Origin of the sequence: Bacillus sp. FH (assembly GCF_052216825.1) — a bacterium.
Lineage (GTDB): Bacteria > Bacillota > Bacilli > Bacillales > Bacillaceae_G > Bacillus_A > Bacillus_A paranthracis.
The window spans coordinates 771,056-787,548 of record NZ_JBQOUU010000001.1; the positions used below are offsets into that span (position 1 = coordinate 771,056).

Sequence of the window (16,493 nt, forward strand, 5' to 3'; positions counted from 1 at the left end):
TTCCCCTTCCTTATATAAATTGACGAAAGTTTTTTCCATCTCTATACTGATAAGAGTTAATGAAATGAAACAAGGTGATAAATATGGATTTTGAAATAAATTATCTTTCCTTTTATGTTGTACAAGTAGAAGGAAAAGGTGAAGCTGTTGATAAACGCTACAAACATTTTCAAACATTAGACGCTGAAGAGTATGAAGATAGCTCCTTAAAAGAATTTTTGAATGGAGAATTATTAAAAATTTCAAAGAGAAAAGTAGAACGTCATGCGAAAACAGAACAAGCTCCGACAAAGATCGGTCGCTTTATTGTAGAAGAAGGGCACGAACTTGATTCAAATCCTCATTACAACTTATTTAATCGCATCCGCTTTGCAGAAACGAAGGAAAACTTCAAAGATATGAGCGAACCTCTCGTTTATACATATCTTGACACAAGTGCTGTACGCGGTGGTGTATTTTTAATTGCGCAAGCTAAACTACGCAAATACTTTGATGATCCATTCGTCTTCGTTATGAAATGTGACTTCGAGCCAAAAGTCGCTTCCATTTCCGATGAATCCACACTAATTCGTAACGTTGAAATGGCCATCACAACAAAAAATATGAAATCTATCCAATATCCGTACATGCCCGAAGAAGGTATGGTCGAAGTGGGCGAGCTAAAGATTCACCAAGCATCACACGCCCGTTACTTTGAAGACTTCTTAAAATTCGTCGAATACGAACGCTCTATGCCTGAAATTATGAAAACACAAGTAATGGACATGGTATACGACCAAATTGAAGATGTATTTGAAGAAGGTACGGAAGAGCGCGAACAGTTCGACCAAGCAATGGAAGTATGGGCTGCCAGTCCGAAACGCGAAATTATGGAACAATTTTCAACCGAAGAAGTAATGGAAGCTACCGCTCAAATCGTCGAGCATGCGCCTGAAGTGGAATTAAAGCTAAAAGCAGATCATATCTCTGTAAAGGCCCTGCTTGCTGATTTCGGGGATCAAATACATATCGCAAAGGTAAATGACCGATACGTATTAATGATTGAGGCTGATACACTTACATTTGAGAAAGGCTTCTCTCCTATTGAATTTCTGAAGCCAGACGAGTTGCAAGACGTAATTGAACGGATTGAGAATAAGCAGCAGTATTCTTATGATCCGAACGGGATTGAATAAATTCTTCTATATACCTATTTTTACAGAGCACTATTAACAAACGATCTTTTATTTGTGACATATTTGAAAGTTATGTAAAAAACCGATTCTACTAAGAATCGGTTTTTCTGCTTTATAATAAAATATGCTTATTTTTGATCCAAGAGGACATTTGTCACAGGATTCAGTAGATTTGTTTTTTGTTGTACAAGTGTATTTCCATTAGAGTAGTCACTATGTATATTGGTAAAATGAAATTTTCACTTTACTACCTCAAATTTATTGTACTCGTAAAAAGATAATTGAAAACGATATTTTGGATGCTCTCTCACCCAATCGTAAGCTTCTTCTAAAATATCCATTTTGTTTTGCAAGTCATTCAATTCACTACATTCGTTCCTTTTCTGTTTGCATAGCGGACAGAATCCATTCACTATTTCAATACTCGTCGCCCTAATCGTTTTCCTTTCTAAATCAACTACTAGACGAAGAATAAGAGAATGTTCTTCTTTTGTAGTCACCGTCATTTCAGCAATCCCATCCTCATTCCAAAAGACTCCGTTTAATTCCATCTGTACGGTAACATCGTTAATATCCAAGTCTATCACTATCACACCTCCCATATATATAAGACTCTTAGCTTACTCTTCTATTTTAATCTTTAATACACCACGATTTAAAGATATATTAAGCCTTTTCCAATTCTTCTTCTGTGCTATGAAAGGAAGTGTAATTACCGCTAATAGCGTGGTAAATATTATCCCAAAAACTAAAACTGTTACAATGTTAAAGATTGCTTCCATTCAACTTTACCCTCTTTCATTTCTATGGGCTCTAATTTTATGAATATATTAAAAAATTTCTTACCACACCTTAAATTTCAAAGTAGCACAACAAATCAATTCCTATTTATATGAATACTTTATTCATCCATCAATACAATGACAGTAAATTTATGTAGCTAGAAATAGAGAAGAATGTCATTTAACCTCTGCATTCTTCTCCATCTCAGCCAAATACCTAATCTGCCTTTCCGCCTTTCTAACCGCCGTACGAAAATGCTTTTTCAGTAGTTCTATTGTAGATTCACTTATATCATATCTTTCCGTTATACTTTCCCACGTGTCACTACTTTCAAATGTACTCCAAGCGAAAGGACGCTCTGTATTTTTTCTCATTTCTTTAAATACCCATTTTCGCATCTTTTTTTTCGCTTTTTCTGTTAATTTTCCATCCTTTACAAGCTCGAGTTCACCATGTCTTTTATACCTTTTAGTAATCTCTCTCTCGCTATATGCTTTAAGAAGTATGTTCGCTGTATTCTCAGCATCCGCTAAAGCACGGTGCTGCTTCCCTTCCCATATTAAACCGAGCTGTTCTACTGCAGATTGTAAACTTGGTGTATGCTCAAACAATTCTTCATACGCTTGGAAAACAAACTTTTGCAAATCAATTCTTCTTTCTTTTTCCATACACGGACAATCTACACCATGTAACGTACAATCATGAGATAGAAATCGATAATCTTCTTTTCCCCATGTAACAAATATAGAATCTTCTCCTATAAACTGAATAAATCTCTCTATAATTTGCGGAAATTTCTCTACATTCATTAAATCTTTCTTTGTAATTCCCGTTAATTTTGTCGTATGACGAGTAAGTCGTGCACCGGGTTTTACTAACTCCGAAAATTCTCCAATTATCTTCATTGTACTTGCTTCTATTTTTACAGCTCCAATATCAACTATCTCTGACGGATCTTCTGATTTGTACGGCCTAAAATTTCTCTCTATATCAAACACAATAAAATGTGTAGTGTTTTTCAATTTATTTACCTCTTTCTACATTCCTTTTCACACACATACTTTATTTTCAGTATTTATTTATTCATACACTTTATGCATGTAATACTTCATCTAAAAAACGAAAATTCAATCTCATTATGCTATGTACATAGGAGGTTCTTCAATTAAAACGCAAAAAAAAAGAAGGGCAAGCCCTTCTTTCTTCCACAATTACTTCTTGTTAACGTTTGTAGCTTGAGGTCCACGGTTACCTTGTTCTACTTCGAAAGTAACTTCTTGACCTTCTTCTAAAGTTTTGAAACCTTCGCCTTGGATAGCTGAGAAATGAACGAATACGTCTTCTCCGCCTTCAACTTCGATGAATCCGAAACCTTTTTCTGAGTTAAACCATTTTACTTTACCGTTTTGCATGTAAAAAATCCTCCTACAATGTACCTATATGTACATATTCATTTTCAACCACTTTACAAAAATAAGTCAGACATTAAAAAAACTGCAACTCTGAGGAGATTTAACATTGCTATCCTCCTCGGAAGTTACAGCTCATTTAAATCTCTATATTATTAAAAGTAAAATGGTTTAAATATAATATATCATATCAATATAATAAAAGCAAAGTTTTTTTGCTATACAATTTTTTTCTTCCACTGCATCGCTTTTGATTCACCTGATCCCGCTACAAAATAGGCTTCTTTTTGGTTCACAATGCGCCAGCCATGCCCTTTAACTGAATCACATACTGTTACAATTCCTTCTTCTAAAAGTACACGACAAACAGTACTAATCCCAGCCTTATTTTGCGTTGACGTTGTATATAACACATGTTGATCTACACTTAAGTCTAAATAGCTACTTGCTTTTTGCTCACTTTGACATGTGTGCCAATATGTTTTTTCACTCTCTATACTTTCATCTATTTTACAAAAAGAAATATTACCGCTAATCCCCTTGCACGACCCACTGGCTGCTACTAAATAAGAATTGTGTAACGTCAACGCTGAAATCATCTGATTCATTACGATTTTAATCCTCTTTAATTTACGTGTCTCCAAATTAAAGAGCCAAACACCACCATATTTAGCATGTATTTTCGTACCGATAAATAAGTAATGTTTATATAAAAACAACGATCGAATAGATGGTGCTCCGCCACCATATTCAAGAAATGGATGAACGGTTTCCCATGTCGAACCAAAATCATTCGAATGATACAACGTTTTATCTCCATGAGCAATGACAGTTCCTTCTATATTACTACACACATTCCAACTCGTTGCCTTTGTTGGAAAACGTTGAACCGTCCAATTCTCTCCACCATTCATACTACGAATAAAAATTCCTTCGTCACCTACACCATACACTACATTATCTTCGCTATGTAAATCCCTAATTCGTTTTTGAAAACCATTTAAAATTTGTTTCCATTCTCCGTCTTGTTCAATAAATAAACCATTATATGTAGTAGCTAACATAAGCTTTCCATCTCTTAACTTTGTAATAGCGGTCGCACTTAACATTGTCTCCACGTTGACACTCCCATTCTTAGAACTTCTCAGCAAATGCAATTGCAAAATTACTGCATTTTTCAACATCCTCTTCATCTTCTGGAGCTAGTTCGATTTTCAACCCTTCTTGTACAAGCTCTGCACCGCGCTCTACAAGTCTTTCTTCAAATATCGTTACCGCTTCACAAAATAGTTCATACGCCGTATCACCTGATCCGAATACCGCTACTTTCTTCCCTGATAAATCTATATTTTCTAAGTCATCATGGAAATCTTCCGCTTCAAATGGTAATTCCCCATCTCCCCACGTATAAGATCCTAAAATGATTCCATCATAAGCTAATAATTCTTCAGCATCCATGCCTTCCATTTCTTGCAATACTACTTCATGATCAAAAGCATCTAAACTAACTTTAATTAAATCAGCAATACTCTCTGTATTTCCTGACATACTTGCATAAGCTATTAAAATTTTCGCCACTTTGGCATCCCCCTCTTACAATAAATGATTCTCATTCTCATTATATTAATAATGATAATCAATTTCAATTGTATTTTTTATTTTTATTTATTCCATATAAAAAAGCACAGATGACTATACAATCATCTGTGCTTTTTATTACTTTTTAAAAATACCAAACGGCTTTCCAACTGGTAAAACAACTTTACCAAAGTGTGTGTTTAACACTGCTGCTGCTGAACCATAGAAAGATAATAATGAAATAAGAAGTTCAGAATATGCTGCTAAATTATGCATTGCATGCGGCATAACACCTAAAGTACTTAATGAAAGACCGATAAATAAGAAATCAATAAGGACGAAAATCATAAATAATACTTTATGTGTTTCCATTGCACCAATTGTCATAAAGATTGTGAAAATTAAATATCCGATAAAGGCTACACCAAGCTGTTTTGAATCTGCAGCTTGTGCTAATTTTTCGCCAAATACTCCAAGTTGAATTAACCAAGTCATTCCAACACCTAGCCAAAATAGACCGTATGCACCGAATGCTGTTGTACCGAATGTATTGTTATGCTTTGCATCGTGAATGCAAGCAAAGATTTGTGCAAATCCTCCTAAAAAGATTGCCCATGGTAATACTAGTGAAACGCCATCTGTTAAGCCTAACTTTTGAGATGATGCTACAAGTGTTACCATCGCTAATCCAAATAGACCAATTCCAGATGGATCTGCTGTTGTCATTTTCACATGATGTGTAGTTGTTTGATTGCTCATATAAACCTCCTGATTATAAACATACTCGAATACAATACTTAAATCAGAAGACTATGTCAATGGTTTTTTTTGTATGTTGTCAGACCTTATATTTTATAATGTTCTAATATACTTTCAACCACTTCATACGGTTTTATATTCACTTTTTCCAACTCATATATCGGCAACCATAACGGAATATAAATCCCTCTATCTTTCATTTCGAATTCTTCAGCTTTACCACTTCCAAAAACTCCCCCTACAATATCGGCATTAAAATAATACTCCGTACCCTTATACTCCACCTTTGCAATTAGATGCTCCACTTTTATATGTACCCCTAATTCTTCAAAAATTTCTCGCTTTGTTGCTTCTTCCGGTGTTTCTCCTTCTTCAATTCCTCCACCTGGAAAAACATAGTACGTTTCATCTTCTTGGATACGTTTTATAAGAGCAATTTTCCCTTCCTGCACAATGATAGCTGCGCCGCGATTTCTTGTCATTTTATTACCTCAATACCGATCGCAACTGTTCCCCACTTTTGTTCTTGTTCTTTCGTATATATTTTGTATGTACTTTCTAACATTTCCTCTAAACTATCATTTCCACAATCCAATAATTTTTTATCAATTTGTTCGTACATTGCTTGAAAGTTTTTATATCGTTTTATCTCCGTTACTTTTACAGCCATCGTTGCTGCTGTCGTAAGGTTCGTAAATACAATATGATCGCCTTGTTTTATGAGTTGACGCTTTTTATCGTATAAGCGCACTTCATACACTTTTTTTCCTGATTGAATTGACTGAAAAGGTTTATTATATAATCCCATTTCATATCTCATACATTCCACTCCCATTTATTTATTTTACCTATTAACACTGGTCACCTTACTACACCTTGCATATAATATTCCACGCTTATTTCTTGATTGAGAAAGAAGGTTGAAGAATCATGTTATATTTAAATCAAAAACCTGAATATAGTAAGTATGATATCGGTGATTATACTTATAGTAAAGTAGGTCCAACTATTTTTTCTTGGAATGATGAAACGAAATTAAAAATAGGTAAGTTTTGTTCATTAGGAGAAGAAGTTGTTTTCATACTTGGCGGAGAACATCGCGCGGACTGGATAACGACTTATCCATTTAACGCTCTTTTCAGCGAAGGAGCCCATATTACTGGTCACCCCTCTTCAAAAGGTGATATTGTAGTCGGCAATGATGTATGGATTGGTTATCAATCCTGCATTTTATCTGGTGTTACGATTGGTAACGGTGCCATTATTGGCGCAAAGAGTGTTGTTACAAAGGATGTACCACCATATGCAATTGTAGCTGGTAATCCTGCAAAATTTGTTCGATATCGTTTCCCACAAGAAACAATTGACAAACTAGAAAATATCTCATGGTGGGACTGGGACATTTCTGTTATAAAAGGAGCTATTCCATTTCTACTCTCCGACAAAATTGATGAATTTTTCAGCTCACCCGAAAAAGAATCTACTTGATTCATATAGAAAGAGCATCCTTCTCTTACAGGATGCTCTTTCTGCATTTATTTTCTCTTTATTTGCAAGTGATCACACGGAGAACATTGAAAAGAACTTTTCCCTAAACAATTAAGATTCGTTTCGCAAATTTGTTCTATCGTTGGAACAAATGGAATAACAACTATATTACTTTCTACTATTTGTGTAACAGGTGGTAACACTGTGCCTACTTGATGTTCGAAACGAATACTTGCTTGATTTATATAATTCCCCGAACCACTTGGGGCACTCTGAACTACTACTTGGAACGAAACTGTTCGTGCTTCACCTGGATTTAAATTCCCTATAAGAAATCCTGATACCGGGCTTACATTTGGTACTGGTGTATTATCAACCGTTACACTTCCAAGTACAAATCGAACACTACTATCTAACATATCTTGAAAACGAATATTTTGTATGACAGTATCCCCCGTATTTGTAATAACTGTCGTAAACGTAATGACATCTCCAATCGTTGCTGCCTGTAAATCTGCCGTTTTTACGACTGTCGTTGAGACATTTTGAGGAATAAACGGGATAACAACTGTATTGCTATCACCTTCCACTACTACTGGTAACTCATTCGGATTTACAATTGCGAGCCCATTTGCTATAGCAGTATTTGTGACTAAATTATTTATTTGCCCTCCTGTTATGACAACTTGGAAATTAATAATTGCCGCATCATTTGGCTGAAAATCACCTAATGGAATACCGGTATTTGGATTAGCAAATGGAAGAGCTACATCGTTTACCGTTACCGTGCCATTTATAAATAACGTATTTGGATCAATGATATCCGTTAACACAATGTTGGTCACAGGAACTGTACTATCATTTATAACGGCAATTCCGTAAGTGACAACATCCCCTACCATCGCTACTTCAAAGTTTGCTCCTTTTGCAACAAATAAGATTGCAGTATTTACCGTTACAATAACTGTATTGCTCGTGTCCATCACTGTAACTGGAGGCTCTCCTGGTACTAAAATATATTCTGCTAACGCTCCAGCAACGTTTACTACTGTTCCACCATCCGGAAAACTTGTAATCGTAGCTTTATATGTTACAAGTGCCGTCTCACCAACTGGAATATCTGGTATCGTAAATCCAATTTGCGGATTTATCCCCGGTTGCAGAACCCCATTTATCGTTACACTATTTGGAACGAAATCAGCTTCCTGAGATAGCACATCGATAAATTGAACATTCATTGCATCAGCAGTACCAGTATTTAATATACGAACCGTATACGTTACCGTTTCTCCTACGCCAACAATTGAATGGTCTACTTCTTTTAGCATATCTAAGCTACCTCTATTTACCGGCGTAACCGTCGTATTACTTGAATTTGTAATTGTAGACGGAGGTTCTCCTGGAATCAATTCGAAATCACCCGTTACTCTTGCTGTATTCATAATACTACTAGAAGGCGGAACTGCGATTACATTTACTTCAAATGTAATTAATACGCTATCCCCTACAGCAAGATCCGGTAATGAAAAGCCTACAAATGGATCTAAACCTACTTGCGGAATCCCATTTATTTGTACACTTCCAGGAACGAATTCTAAACTAGGTGATGGAACATCGATAAACTGAACATTCGTTGCTGTTACCGTTCCCGTATTTGTAACTTGCACACTATACGTTAACGTATCTCCTAATCGTGTCGCTTCTTTATTTACAGATTTTATAACGCTGAATCGTCCTCTATTCACTCTAGTTATCGTCGTATTACTCGGCTCTGTTACTACAACTGGTGGTTCTCCTGGCACTAAAGTAAAGCTTCCTGTTATATTTGCAACGTTCGTAATTGTTCCTGATGACGGGATGTTTGTAACTGTCGCTTGAAACGTCACGATAACCGTTTCACCAACTGGTATATCTCCAACTCCAAAGCCAGTAATTGGATTTAAGTTTGGTTGCAGGACTCCATTTATCGTTACACTATTTGGTACAAATGACGCCCCTGCTGAAATGGTATCAACAAACTGAACAGCATTAGCTGTTACTGTTCCAGTATTTGTTATTTGAACCGTATACGTTAATATATCTCCAACGAGAGTAGCAACCCTATTTACTTGTTTAATAACATTAAATTGCCCTCTATTTACAGTTGTAAGTGTTGTATTGCTCGGCTCTGTTACTATAACTGGTGGTTCTCCTGGTACTAATACAAAACTTCCAGTTACATTTGCCGTATTGGCAATTGTTCCGTTTGATGGCGCACTAACAACGGTTACTTGGAAGATGACTTCTACACTTTCACCTGGGTTTATATCTGGAAGCGGGAATCCATTATTCGGATTGAATCCAGGTTGTAACACACCGTCTATCGTTACACTGTTCGGCACGAATGCTATAGAAGAAGGTAGTACATCACTATATTGAACATTCGTTGCTGGCACTGTCCCTGTATTTTGAACTACTGTTGTATATGTGATTGTATCACCTACTGCAACAACCGGCTGACTTACTGATTTTAAAACATTCAAACCAGGCTCATTGATTTCTGTTAATGTCGTATTACTTGTCGTCGTCTCCGTAATCGGTGGTTCTGTTTCACTTACAGCAAATGTAGCTGTAACGTCTACAAAGTTAACAATCGTACCACCTTCTGGTATGCTTGTAACCACTTCCTGATATGTGACAACTACAAAATCATCTACAGGTATATTTGGAACTGTAAAACCAATGAAAGGATCGAACCCTGGTGCCAGTACCCCGTTTATGCTCACACTTCCTGGTACAAATGCTACACCAGCAGAAGTCGTATCGATAAATTGAACATTGGTCGCTGGCACTGTTCCGAAATTAAATATCAATACATCATACGTTAATATTTCTCCTACAGTGGCTACTTCTTTATCTACTAGTTTTAACGGAAAAATAGACGCTATATTAATTGTCGTAACGACTAAATTCGTTAATATCGTTTCTGTAATCGGTGGTTCCTGCGGATTTGGTTGTGAAGTAAATGTAACATCTGCATCATTTAAGATGACTTCATTATCTGGAATTTCCGTAATGGTCACTTGGAACGTGACCTCAATACTTCCACCAGCGATTAATAATGGCGTAACTGTAAATCCTATTTCTGGATTTACACCAAATTGCTGCACTCCACCTATCGTTACACTACCTTCTACAAACGTTGTTCCTTCTGGTATGACATCTTGGAAGAACACATCTGTAACTGGTATAATTCCTACGTTTGAAATGAGCACGGTATACGTTAATACATCTCCAACCGCTCCAGTTGCAACGTCAACTGTTTTTGTTGCTGTTACTTCACCAGGAGGAGGTAATGGTATTGTAACTACCGTTGTATTACTTGAGTTCGTTGTTGTTACAGGTGGCTGTAAAGGATTTAATAAGAAAGTGGCTGTAGCAGATGCTGTATTTAATACTGCTCCACGTGTAGATGGTGCAACCACAGTAACTTGGAACGTTACGGTCAATGATGTTCCAGCTGCAATATTAGGAAGCGGGAATCCAGCATTTGGATCAAATCCAGGTTGTGGTGTTCCATTTATCGTTACACTATTTGCTACAAATGTTGTTTCTGGAGCAATTGGATCAATGAAAGAAACGTTCGTTGCTGTTACTGTACCATTATTACGAATGACAACAGAATACGTGTAAGTTTCTCCAAGTGCTGCTTGTTGTACAGATGAAGTTTTTTGTATATTTAACTGTGCTGTGTTTACTTGCGTCACAACGAAATTACTATTTGTAACAGTCGTTATTGGAGGGTTTGCTGGGTTTATAAGAAAACTGGCAGTAACGTTAGATTGGTTTCTTATATTTCCACCGCTCGGAACACTCGTCACGGTAACTTGAAACGTAACCGTGGCCGTTTGCCCGACCGGAATATTTGGTACTGGGAATCCTGCCATAGGATCCGCGCCTTGCTGAACGACTCCATTTATCGTCACACTATTTGCTACAAACGCAGTACCGGACGGAATTGGATCTTGAAAAATAATATTCGTTGCAGGAACAGTTCCTGTATTTTGAATAAGAATCGTATACGTTAACGTATCCCCTACTCCTGCTTGTGGTGTATTTACACTCTTCATTATATTAAGTGATCCTACATTCACTCGCGTCACAACAATATTACTAATCGTTACAATTGTAATTGGTGGCTGGAGAGGACTTACTTGGAAATCAGCAGTTACATTCGCATTATTCGGAAGAACTCTATTTGGTGGTACACTCGTGATTGTTACTTGGAAAGTAACTGTTACCATCCCTCCTACTGGAATATTAGCAAGTGGAAATCCAGTTGTCGGGTTTAAACCTGGTTGAGGTGTCCCATTTATTGTTACACTATTCGCTACAAAAGTGGTTCCAACTGGAATCGGATCAAGGAACGATACATTAGTTGCTGCTACTGTCCCACTATTTTGTATACGTACTGTATACGTTAACGTATCTCCTACACCAGCTTCAGTAGCGCTTACACTTTTTATTACATTTAATCCTGAAGAATTTACGACCGTCATAACAGTATTACTTGGTTCTGTTACAGTAATCGGTGGCTCTGTTGGATTTACAAGGAAATCTCCTGTAACATTCGCACTGTTTACAACATTATTTCCAAGTGGAACTTCATCAATTAATACTTCAAATGTAACAATTACACTCGCACCAGCGGGCAAATTATTTAATGGGAATCCGAATTCTGGATCTGCCCCTTCTTGTAAGATCCCATTCACAAAGACACTGTTTTCAATAAATAATGTACCTTGTGGAATTGAATCTTGGAAAAATACATTTGTAGCTGGTACACTACCTGCGTTTATGACTTCTATTGTATATACTAAAATATCCCCTACCGTTGCAACATCCGTATTTACTGATTTCACAACTTCAAAGTTACCTGATTGTACAGTTGTATTCACAATGTTACTCGGAACATTGATTGTTACGGGTGGTTCACTCGGATTCACTTGAAAACTTGCTGTTACATTTGCTTGATTTAAAATATCTTCATTTTCTGGATCCTGTATAATTAATACATCAAATGTGACTACAACGGTTTGAGCCGCAGGAATATTCGGAAGAGAAAATCCTGTATTCGGATTCAATCCACTTTGCGGTACTCCATTAATTGTTACAGAATTTGCAACAAATGAAACAGCGGAAGAAATAGCGTCTTGGAAAAATACATTTGTTAACGAAACGTTTCCTGTATTTTGAACGGCAATTGTGTACGTTAAAGTGTCCCCTACTGCGGCTTGCGTTGTATTCACTTCTTTTATTACATTTAAACCGCCTGTATTAACTTGTGTCACAACTGTATTCGTTTGTCTATTAATCGTTATTGGTGGCTGATTTGGAATAACGACGAAATTAGCAGTTACATTTCCGCGATTCGCAATCGTGCCTCCTGATGGCGTCGATGTAACTCGTACTTGAAATGTAACAGTCCTACTTCCGCCGGGAGATATATTAGCTACTGTAAACCCAGTCGCTGGATTTGCTCCAGGTTGTGAAATCCCATCCACAGTCACACTATTTGCGATAAATGTCGTTCCAATTGGGATTGGATCTTGAAAAATAACGTTCGTTGCAAGTACATTTCCTGTATTTTGAATTGTTACCGTGTACGTAAGAACGTCGTTAACCGTTGCAAAAGCTTTATCCACTGTTTTTCTCGTTGTTATATCAGCTATATTAATTGTCGTAACTACAGTATTACTTGTCGCTTGCCCAGAAACTGGTTGTTGACCAGGCACTGGAGTAAAGGTAAATGTTGCACTTGCACGGTTCGGAATTGGATTGACAAGAGGGTTCGATGTTACTCGAACTTGAAAGCGCACTACGGTCGTTTGCGAAGCATTAATACTGCCTAGATTAATACTACTTGCTGGATTCGCTCCTGGACGTGCTACTCCGTTTACCGTAACGCTGTTTGCTACAAATGTTGTTCCTGCAGGAATACTATCAACAAAAATAACATTGTTTGCAGTAACGTTTCCATTATTCGTCACATTAACCGTGTACGTTAATACATCATTAAGCGTTGCCGTCTGTAGATCTACAGATTTTTGCATACTTATAGTTGCTTGATTCACTGTCGTTTGTACTGTATTCGAAGAAGACATACTAGTAATAAGTGGACTACCGACGAAAGGACGGAATTGATATGATACCATTGCACGATTTGGAATAGGATTGGGGTTCGGAAACGATGTTATTCGCACTTGAAAGGTAACAATTCTTTGCGTATTATTTGGGATTGTACCTAAATTAATTCCAGTAGCAGGGTTCGCATTCGGCTGTGTTACCCCTCCTACCGTTACACTACCTGCAACAAACGTCGTTCCGCTCGGAATACTATCACGTAATACAACGTTTTCTGCACTTCCTGTTCCTGTATTTGGGACCGTAATCGTATAAGTGAGAGTATCCCCTACCCCTGCGACTGTTCTATTGACCGATTTAACAGGATTAATAATTGGACCTGTTGCATCAATTTGAACACCAAAACCAGCTGCAGCGTATCCATCTCCATTTGTAACAAATCGAACAGTTGCTGACGTTTGATTGTTTACTAAAGATGCGGAGGCATCTACATTCGTAATATCCCACCCCTGTCTTCGGACAGCCAAAGCTACCCCTAACGGCTGATTTAAATCTCCAAATGTACCGCTCGTATCTAAATTTCCGCTGTCATTACAAATTTGAGACTGGAAGAAATTATTTGCAGGGTTTCTCGGCCCGAATAATGCAACTGTAGCACTCGCATTCGGTCCAAAGCGAAGTTGATCTCCAGAAATGTTAGAATCACCTTCTTGAGCAGTTACAAGTACCCTTCCTGTTACAGCTCCTGTAGCTGGCGTAGCAAATCCGGAAATAGTAGCATCAACTGGTGGTGATGAAGCATCAATAATTTCTTGACCTGCATATACTGACAAATTTCGAAGTGGTAAACTTGCATTTTGATACACAACCTCAAGCGTCCAGCCCGCTGAACGGCTAATTGTTGGGTCAGCTGAAGTTCTTGCAGCTGGCACGGCACCTGTAGTATATGTGCCTGCTCCACCTGCACTAACAAGATTCGTTACATTGGCAGAGCGAGCATAATAAAACTGGTTTCCTACTGAACCTTGCTGCGCGGTAGCAGGATCTGGCGTAACAGAAAACGTCCCTGCTGGCGTTGTAAATGTAATGTTATCATTTAAAAATGGTAAAACATCTTCCGTATCAGTCCGGAAAGTACCAGCCCAAACTAATTCTGCATATAACACACTGCTTCCCGCTGGAAGATTTAAAATTGCACTTGAAGAATTCAATTGCCACTCATCTGTTGTCCCCGCTGGGAATCCTGGTACTTGCAACGCTGTATTTACTGTCGTAAACACAGCAAGTGTACCAAAAATATTACCTGGTGCAGGCGATGTAGGGCTAAGTCCCAGCGTATTCCCAGTAAACGTGACGGCACCAGGTACTGTTGTCGTAAACCGATTTATAAAAGGCACACAATCATCTCATTTCAATTATAGTAAAAAGTGCTCTATACTATAAAATGTAGACAAACTATACAATGTACGTTGTCCAACAAAATTCCGCACATATGAGAGGGGTTTATAAAACTATGCGCTACGTTATTATAACAGGAACTTCACAAGGTTTAGGTGAGGCTATTGCCACACAATTGTTAGAAAAAAATACAACTGTCATCTCTATTTCTAGAAGAGAAAATAAAGAGCTTACGAAACTCGCAGAACAATATAATAGCAATTGTGTTTTCCACTCCTTAGATCTTCAAGATGTACATAATTTAGAAACGAACTTTAACAAAATCATTTCATCTATTCAAGAAGACAGTGTATCTTCTATTCATTTAATTAATAATGCGGGTACGGTTGCTCCTATGAAGCCAATTGAAAAAGCAGAAAGTGAACAATTCATTACGAACGTTCACATTAATTTACTTGCACCTATGATTCTCACCTCTACTTTCATGAAACATACGAAAGAATGGAAAGTAGATAAACGTGTTATAAACATCTCATCTGGTGCAGGAAAAAATCCTTACTTCGGATGGGGCGCTTATTGTACAACGAAAGCTGGCGTAAATATGTTTACACAGTGCGTGGCAACGGAAGAAGCAGCAAAAGAATTTCCAGTAAAAATCGTCGCTTTTGCACCTGGTGTTGTTGATACAAATATGCAAGCACAAATTCGGGAAACAAATAAAGAAGACTTCACAAATTTAGATCGATTCATCGCATTAAAAGAAGAAGGAAAGCTATTATCACCTGAATACGTTGCAAAAGCTATTCGTAACTTACTAGAAACCGAAGACTTCCCTCAAGGCGAGGTTATTAGAATTGATGAATAACAAAAAGGCGTGCTATTTTAGCACGCCTTTTTGTTCTACTTCTCTAAAAATATAAGCACAGACTCCGCAATTTGTTCATAACCAATTTCTTGATAAATTTTATTCGATGTTGGATTTGCCAGGTCCGTATATAATGTCGTTGTTTTGTAACCTTCATCTAACATACGTTGACTAAGTGCCGCTACACAATTAGATGCGTATCCCTTTTTCCTTTCTTCTTTCGGCGTATATACGAAATTAACTGTTATATTATTTTTAGTTGGACGTGTTTTTGCTGCTACAGAAACAAGTTTTCCATCTACTTCTAGACCAAATAAACGATGATTAGTAATTAATGTATGTGCCGTTTGTTTTGCTTCCTCTTTCGTAGTAGGAAGATTCACATCTCCGCAAAATTGGTATATCCACTGTTCTATTAATGTTAGCTCATCACTATTTACTTCTCGAAAGACTTCATCTCCGTTCCACTTTTTCTTCACTTGTTTTAATTCATATATACCTTGCTCCATCGCAACAGTAGTTTTCTTATTTCCTAACACTGCAATCTCTTCGGCTAATCTCTGTACAATTTTCTTATTACCGATTAATCCAGGAACATTTGGATATACTTCCGCTAATTTTTTTGCAAGTTCCACGATGTCCTCTTCCGTAATTTCAGACGTAGCAACAATAATTTGTTTCTTCTCTTCTGTTTGAAGAAATACAACCGCAATTTCTTCTCCTTGTTTCGCTATCCCCATAAATATCGGTTGGTGGACCATTTGTAATACGCCTAATATGAGATTATTTTCCTGCTCATTCTTTTCTAGAAATGGTGTAACCTCTTCTTTAAAATTAACAATCTCTTCATATACATGCAATTGAATCATCGACAATCTCTTCTCTCTATTTATAGTTTTATTAAGGTATTGGCGA

14 protein-coding genes are annotated in these 16,493 nt (G+C 37.2%); 3 read left to right on the plus strand and 11 right to left on the minus strand.

Annotated features, from left to right (window positions below; all coding sequences use genetic code 11):
• The first annotated feature begins 83 nt into the window (after positions 1 to 83).
• On the plus strand, positions 84 to 1,175 hold the full coding sequence (locus ACTT1L_RS04215) for a DUF3900 domain-containing protein (RefSeq protein WP_000345047.1): 1,092 nt from the start codon (positions 84 to 86) through the stop codon (positions 1,173 to 1,175).
• 239 nt (positions 1,176 to 1,414) lie between these two features.
• Here ACTT1L_RS04215 and ACTT1L_RS04220 read toward each other — a convergent pair whose 3' ends face one another.
• The 9 genes from ACTT1L_RS04220 to ACTT1L_RS04260 all read right to left on the minus strand — a co-directional run bounded on the left by ACTT1L_RS04220 (position 1,415) and on the right by ACTT1L_RS04260 (position 6,524).
• Entirely contained in the window at positions 1,415 to 1,762 is a 348-nt protein-coding gene (locus ACTT1L_RS04220) for a hypothetical protein (RefSeq protein WP_071741766.1), read from the minus strand.
• Between the two features lie 33 nt (positions 1,763 to 1,795).
• Positions 1,796 to 1,957, minus strand: coding sequence for a hypothetical protein (locus tag ACTT1L_RS04225; RefSeq protein ID WP_000387292.1), 162 nt, complete (start codon positions 1,955 to 1,957; stop codon positions 1,796 to 1,798).
• 177 nt (positions 1,958 to 2,134) lie between these two features.
• A complete protein-coding gene (locus ACTT1L_RS04230) occupies positions 2,135 to 2,980 on the minus strand; it encodes an exonuclease (protein WP_071741767.1) in 846 nt (281 codons plus the stop codon).
• Positions 2,981 to 3,169: 189 nt separating this feature from the next.
• Positions 3,170 to 3,370 (minus strand): cold shock-like protein CspB, encoded by a 201-nt coding sequence (gene cspB, locus ACTT1L_RS04235; RefSeq protein ID WP_001179150.1) that lies wholly within the window; start codon positions 3,368 to 3,370, stop codon positions 3,170 to 3,172.
• 215 nt (positions 3,371 to 3,585) lie between these two features.
• On the minus strand, positions 3,586 to 4,485 hold the full coding sequence (locus ACTT1L_RS04240) for a WD40/YVTN/BNR-like repeat-containing protein (RefSeq protein ID WP_071741768.1): 900 nt from the start codon (positions 4,483 to 4,485) through the stop codon (positions 3,586 to 3,588).
• Positions 4,486 to 4,501: 16 nt separating this feature from the next.
• The gene (locus ACTT1L_RS04245; RefSeq protein ID WP_001062756.1) at positions 4,502 to 4,945 is read right to left on the minus strand and encodes a flavodoxin; all 444 of its coding nucleotides are present in this window, start codon (positions 4,943 to 4,945) and stop codon (positions 4,502 to 4,504) included.
• Positions 4,946 to 5,083: 138 nt separating this feature from the next.
• Complete coding sequence (locus ACTT1L_RS04250; protein ID WP_000070938.1) at positions 5,084 to 5,704, minus strand: acetate uptake transporter; 621 nt, start codon at positions 5,702 to 5,704, stop codon at positions 5,084 to 5,086.
• 86 nt (positions 5,705 to 5,790) lie between these two features.
• On the minus strand, positions 5,791 to 6,186 hold the full coding sequence (locus tag ACTT1L_RS04255; RefSeq protein ID WP_000197779.1) for an NUDIX hydrolase: 396 nt from the start codon (positions 6,184 to 6,186) through the stop codon (positions 5,791 to 5,793).
• A complete protein-coding gene (locus ACTT1L_RS04260) occupies positions 6,183 to 6,524 on the minus strand; it encodes an ASCH domain-containing protein (protein ID WP_001268357.1) in 342 nt (113 codons plus the stop codon). The genes ACTT1L_RS04255 and ACTT1L_RS04260 overlap by 4 nt, the downstream gene beginning before the upstream one ends.
• Before the next feature lie 110 nt (positions 6,525 to 6,634).
• On the opposite strand from ACTT1L_RS04260, the gene ACTT1L_RS04265 reads away from it, so the two are divergent.
• The gene (locus ACTT1L_RS04265) at positions 6,635 to 7,192 is read left to right on the plus strand and encodes a CatB-related O-acetyltransferase (RefSeq protein WP_000966320.1); all 558 of its coding nucleotides are present in this window, start codon (positions 6,635 to 6,637) and stop codon (positions 7,190 to 7,192) included.
• 47 nt (positions 7,193 to 7,239) lie between these two features.
• Here ACTT1L_RS04265 and ACTT1L_RS04270 read toward each other — a convergent pair whose 3' ends face one another.
• Positions 7,240 to 14,712 carry a DUF7507 domain-containing protein gene (locus tag ACTT1L_RS04270; protein ID WP_086707533.1) on the minus strand — a complete coding sequence of 2,491 codons (7,473 nt, stop codon included), beginning with the start codon at positions 14,710 to 14,712 and terminating at the stop codon, positions 7,240 to 7,242.
• Positions 14,713 to 14,828: 116 nt separating this feature from the next.
• On the opposite strand from ACTT1L_RS04270, the gene ACTT1L_RS04275 reads away from it, so the two are divergent.
• Positions 14,829 to 15,578 carry a (S)-benzoin forming benzil reductase gene (locus ACTT1L_RS04275; protein ID WP_001271062.1) on the plus strand — a complete coding sequence of 250 codons (750 nt, stop codon included), beginning with the start codon at positions 14,829 to 14,831 and terminating at the stop codon, positions 15,576 to 15,578.
• A gap of 35 nt (positions 15,579 to 15,613) precedes the next feature.
• Here ACTT1L_RS04275 and ACTT1L_RS04280 read toward each other — a convergent pair whose 3' ends face one another.
• Positions 15,614 to 16,447, minus strand: coding sequence for a GNAT family N-acetyltransferase (locus tag ACTT1L_RS04280; protein ID WP_163072727.1), 834 nt, complete (start codon positions 16,445 to 16,447; stop codon positions 15,614 to 15,616).
• Between the last annotated feature and the right edge of the window lie 46 nt (positions 16,448 to 16,493).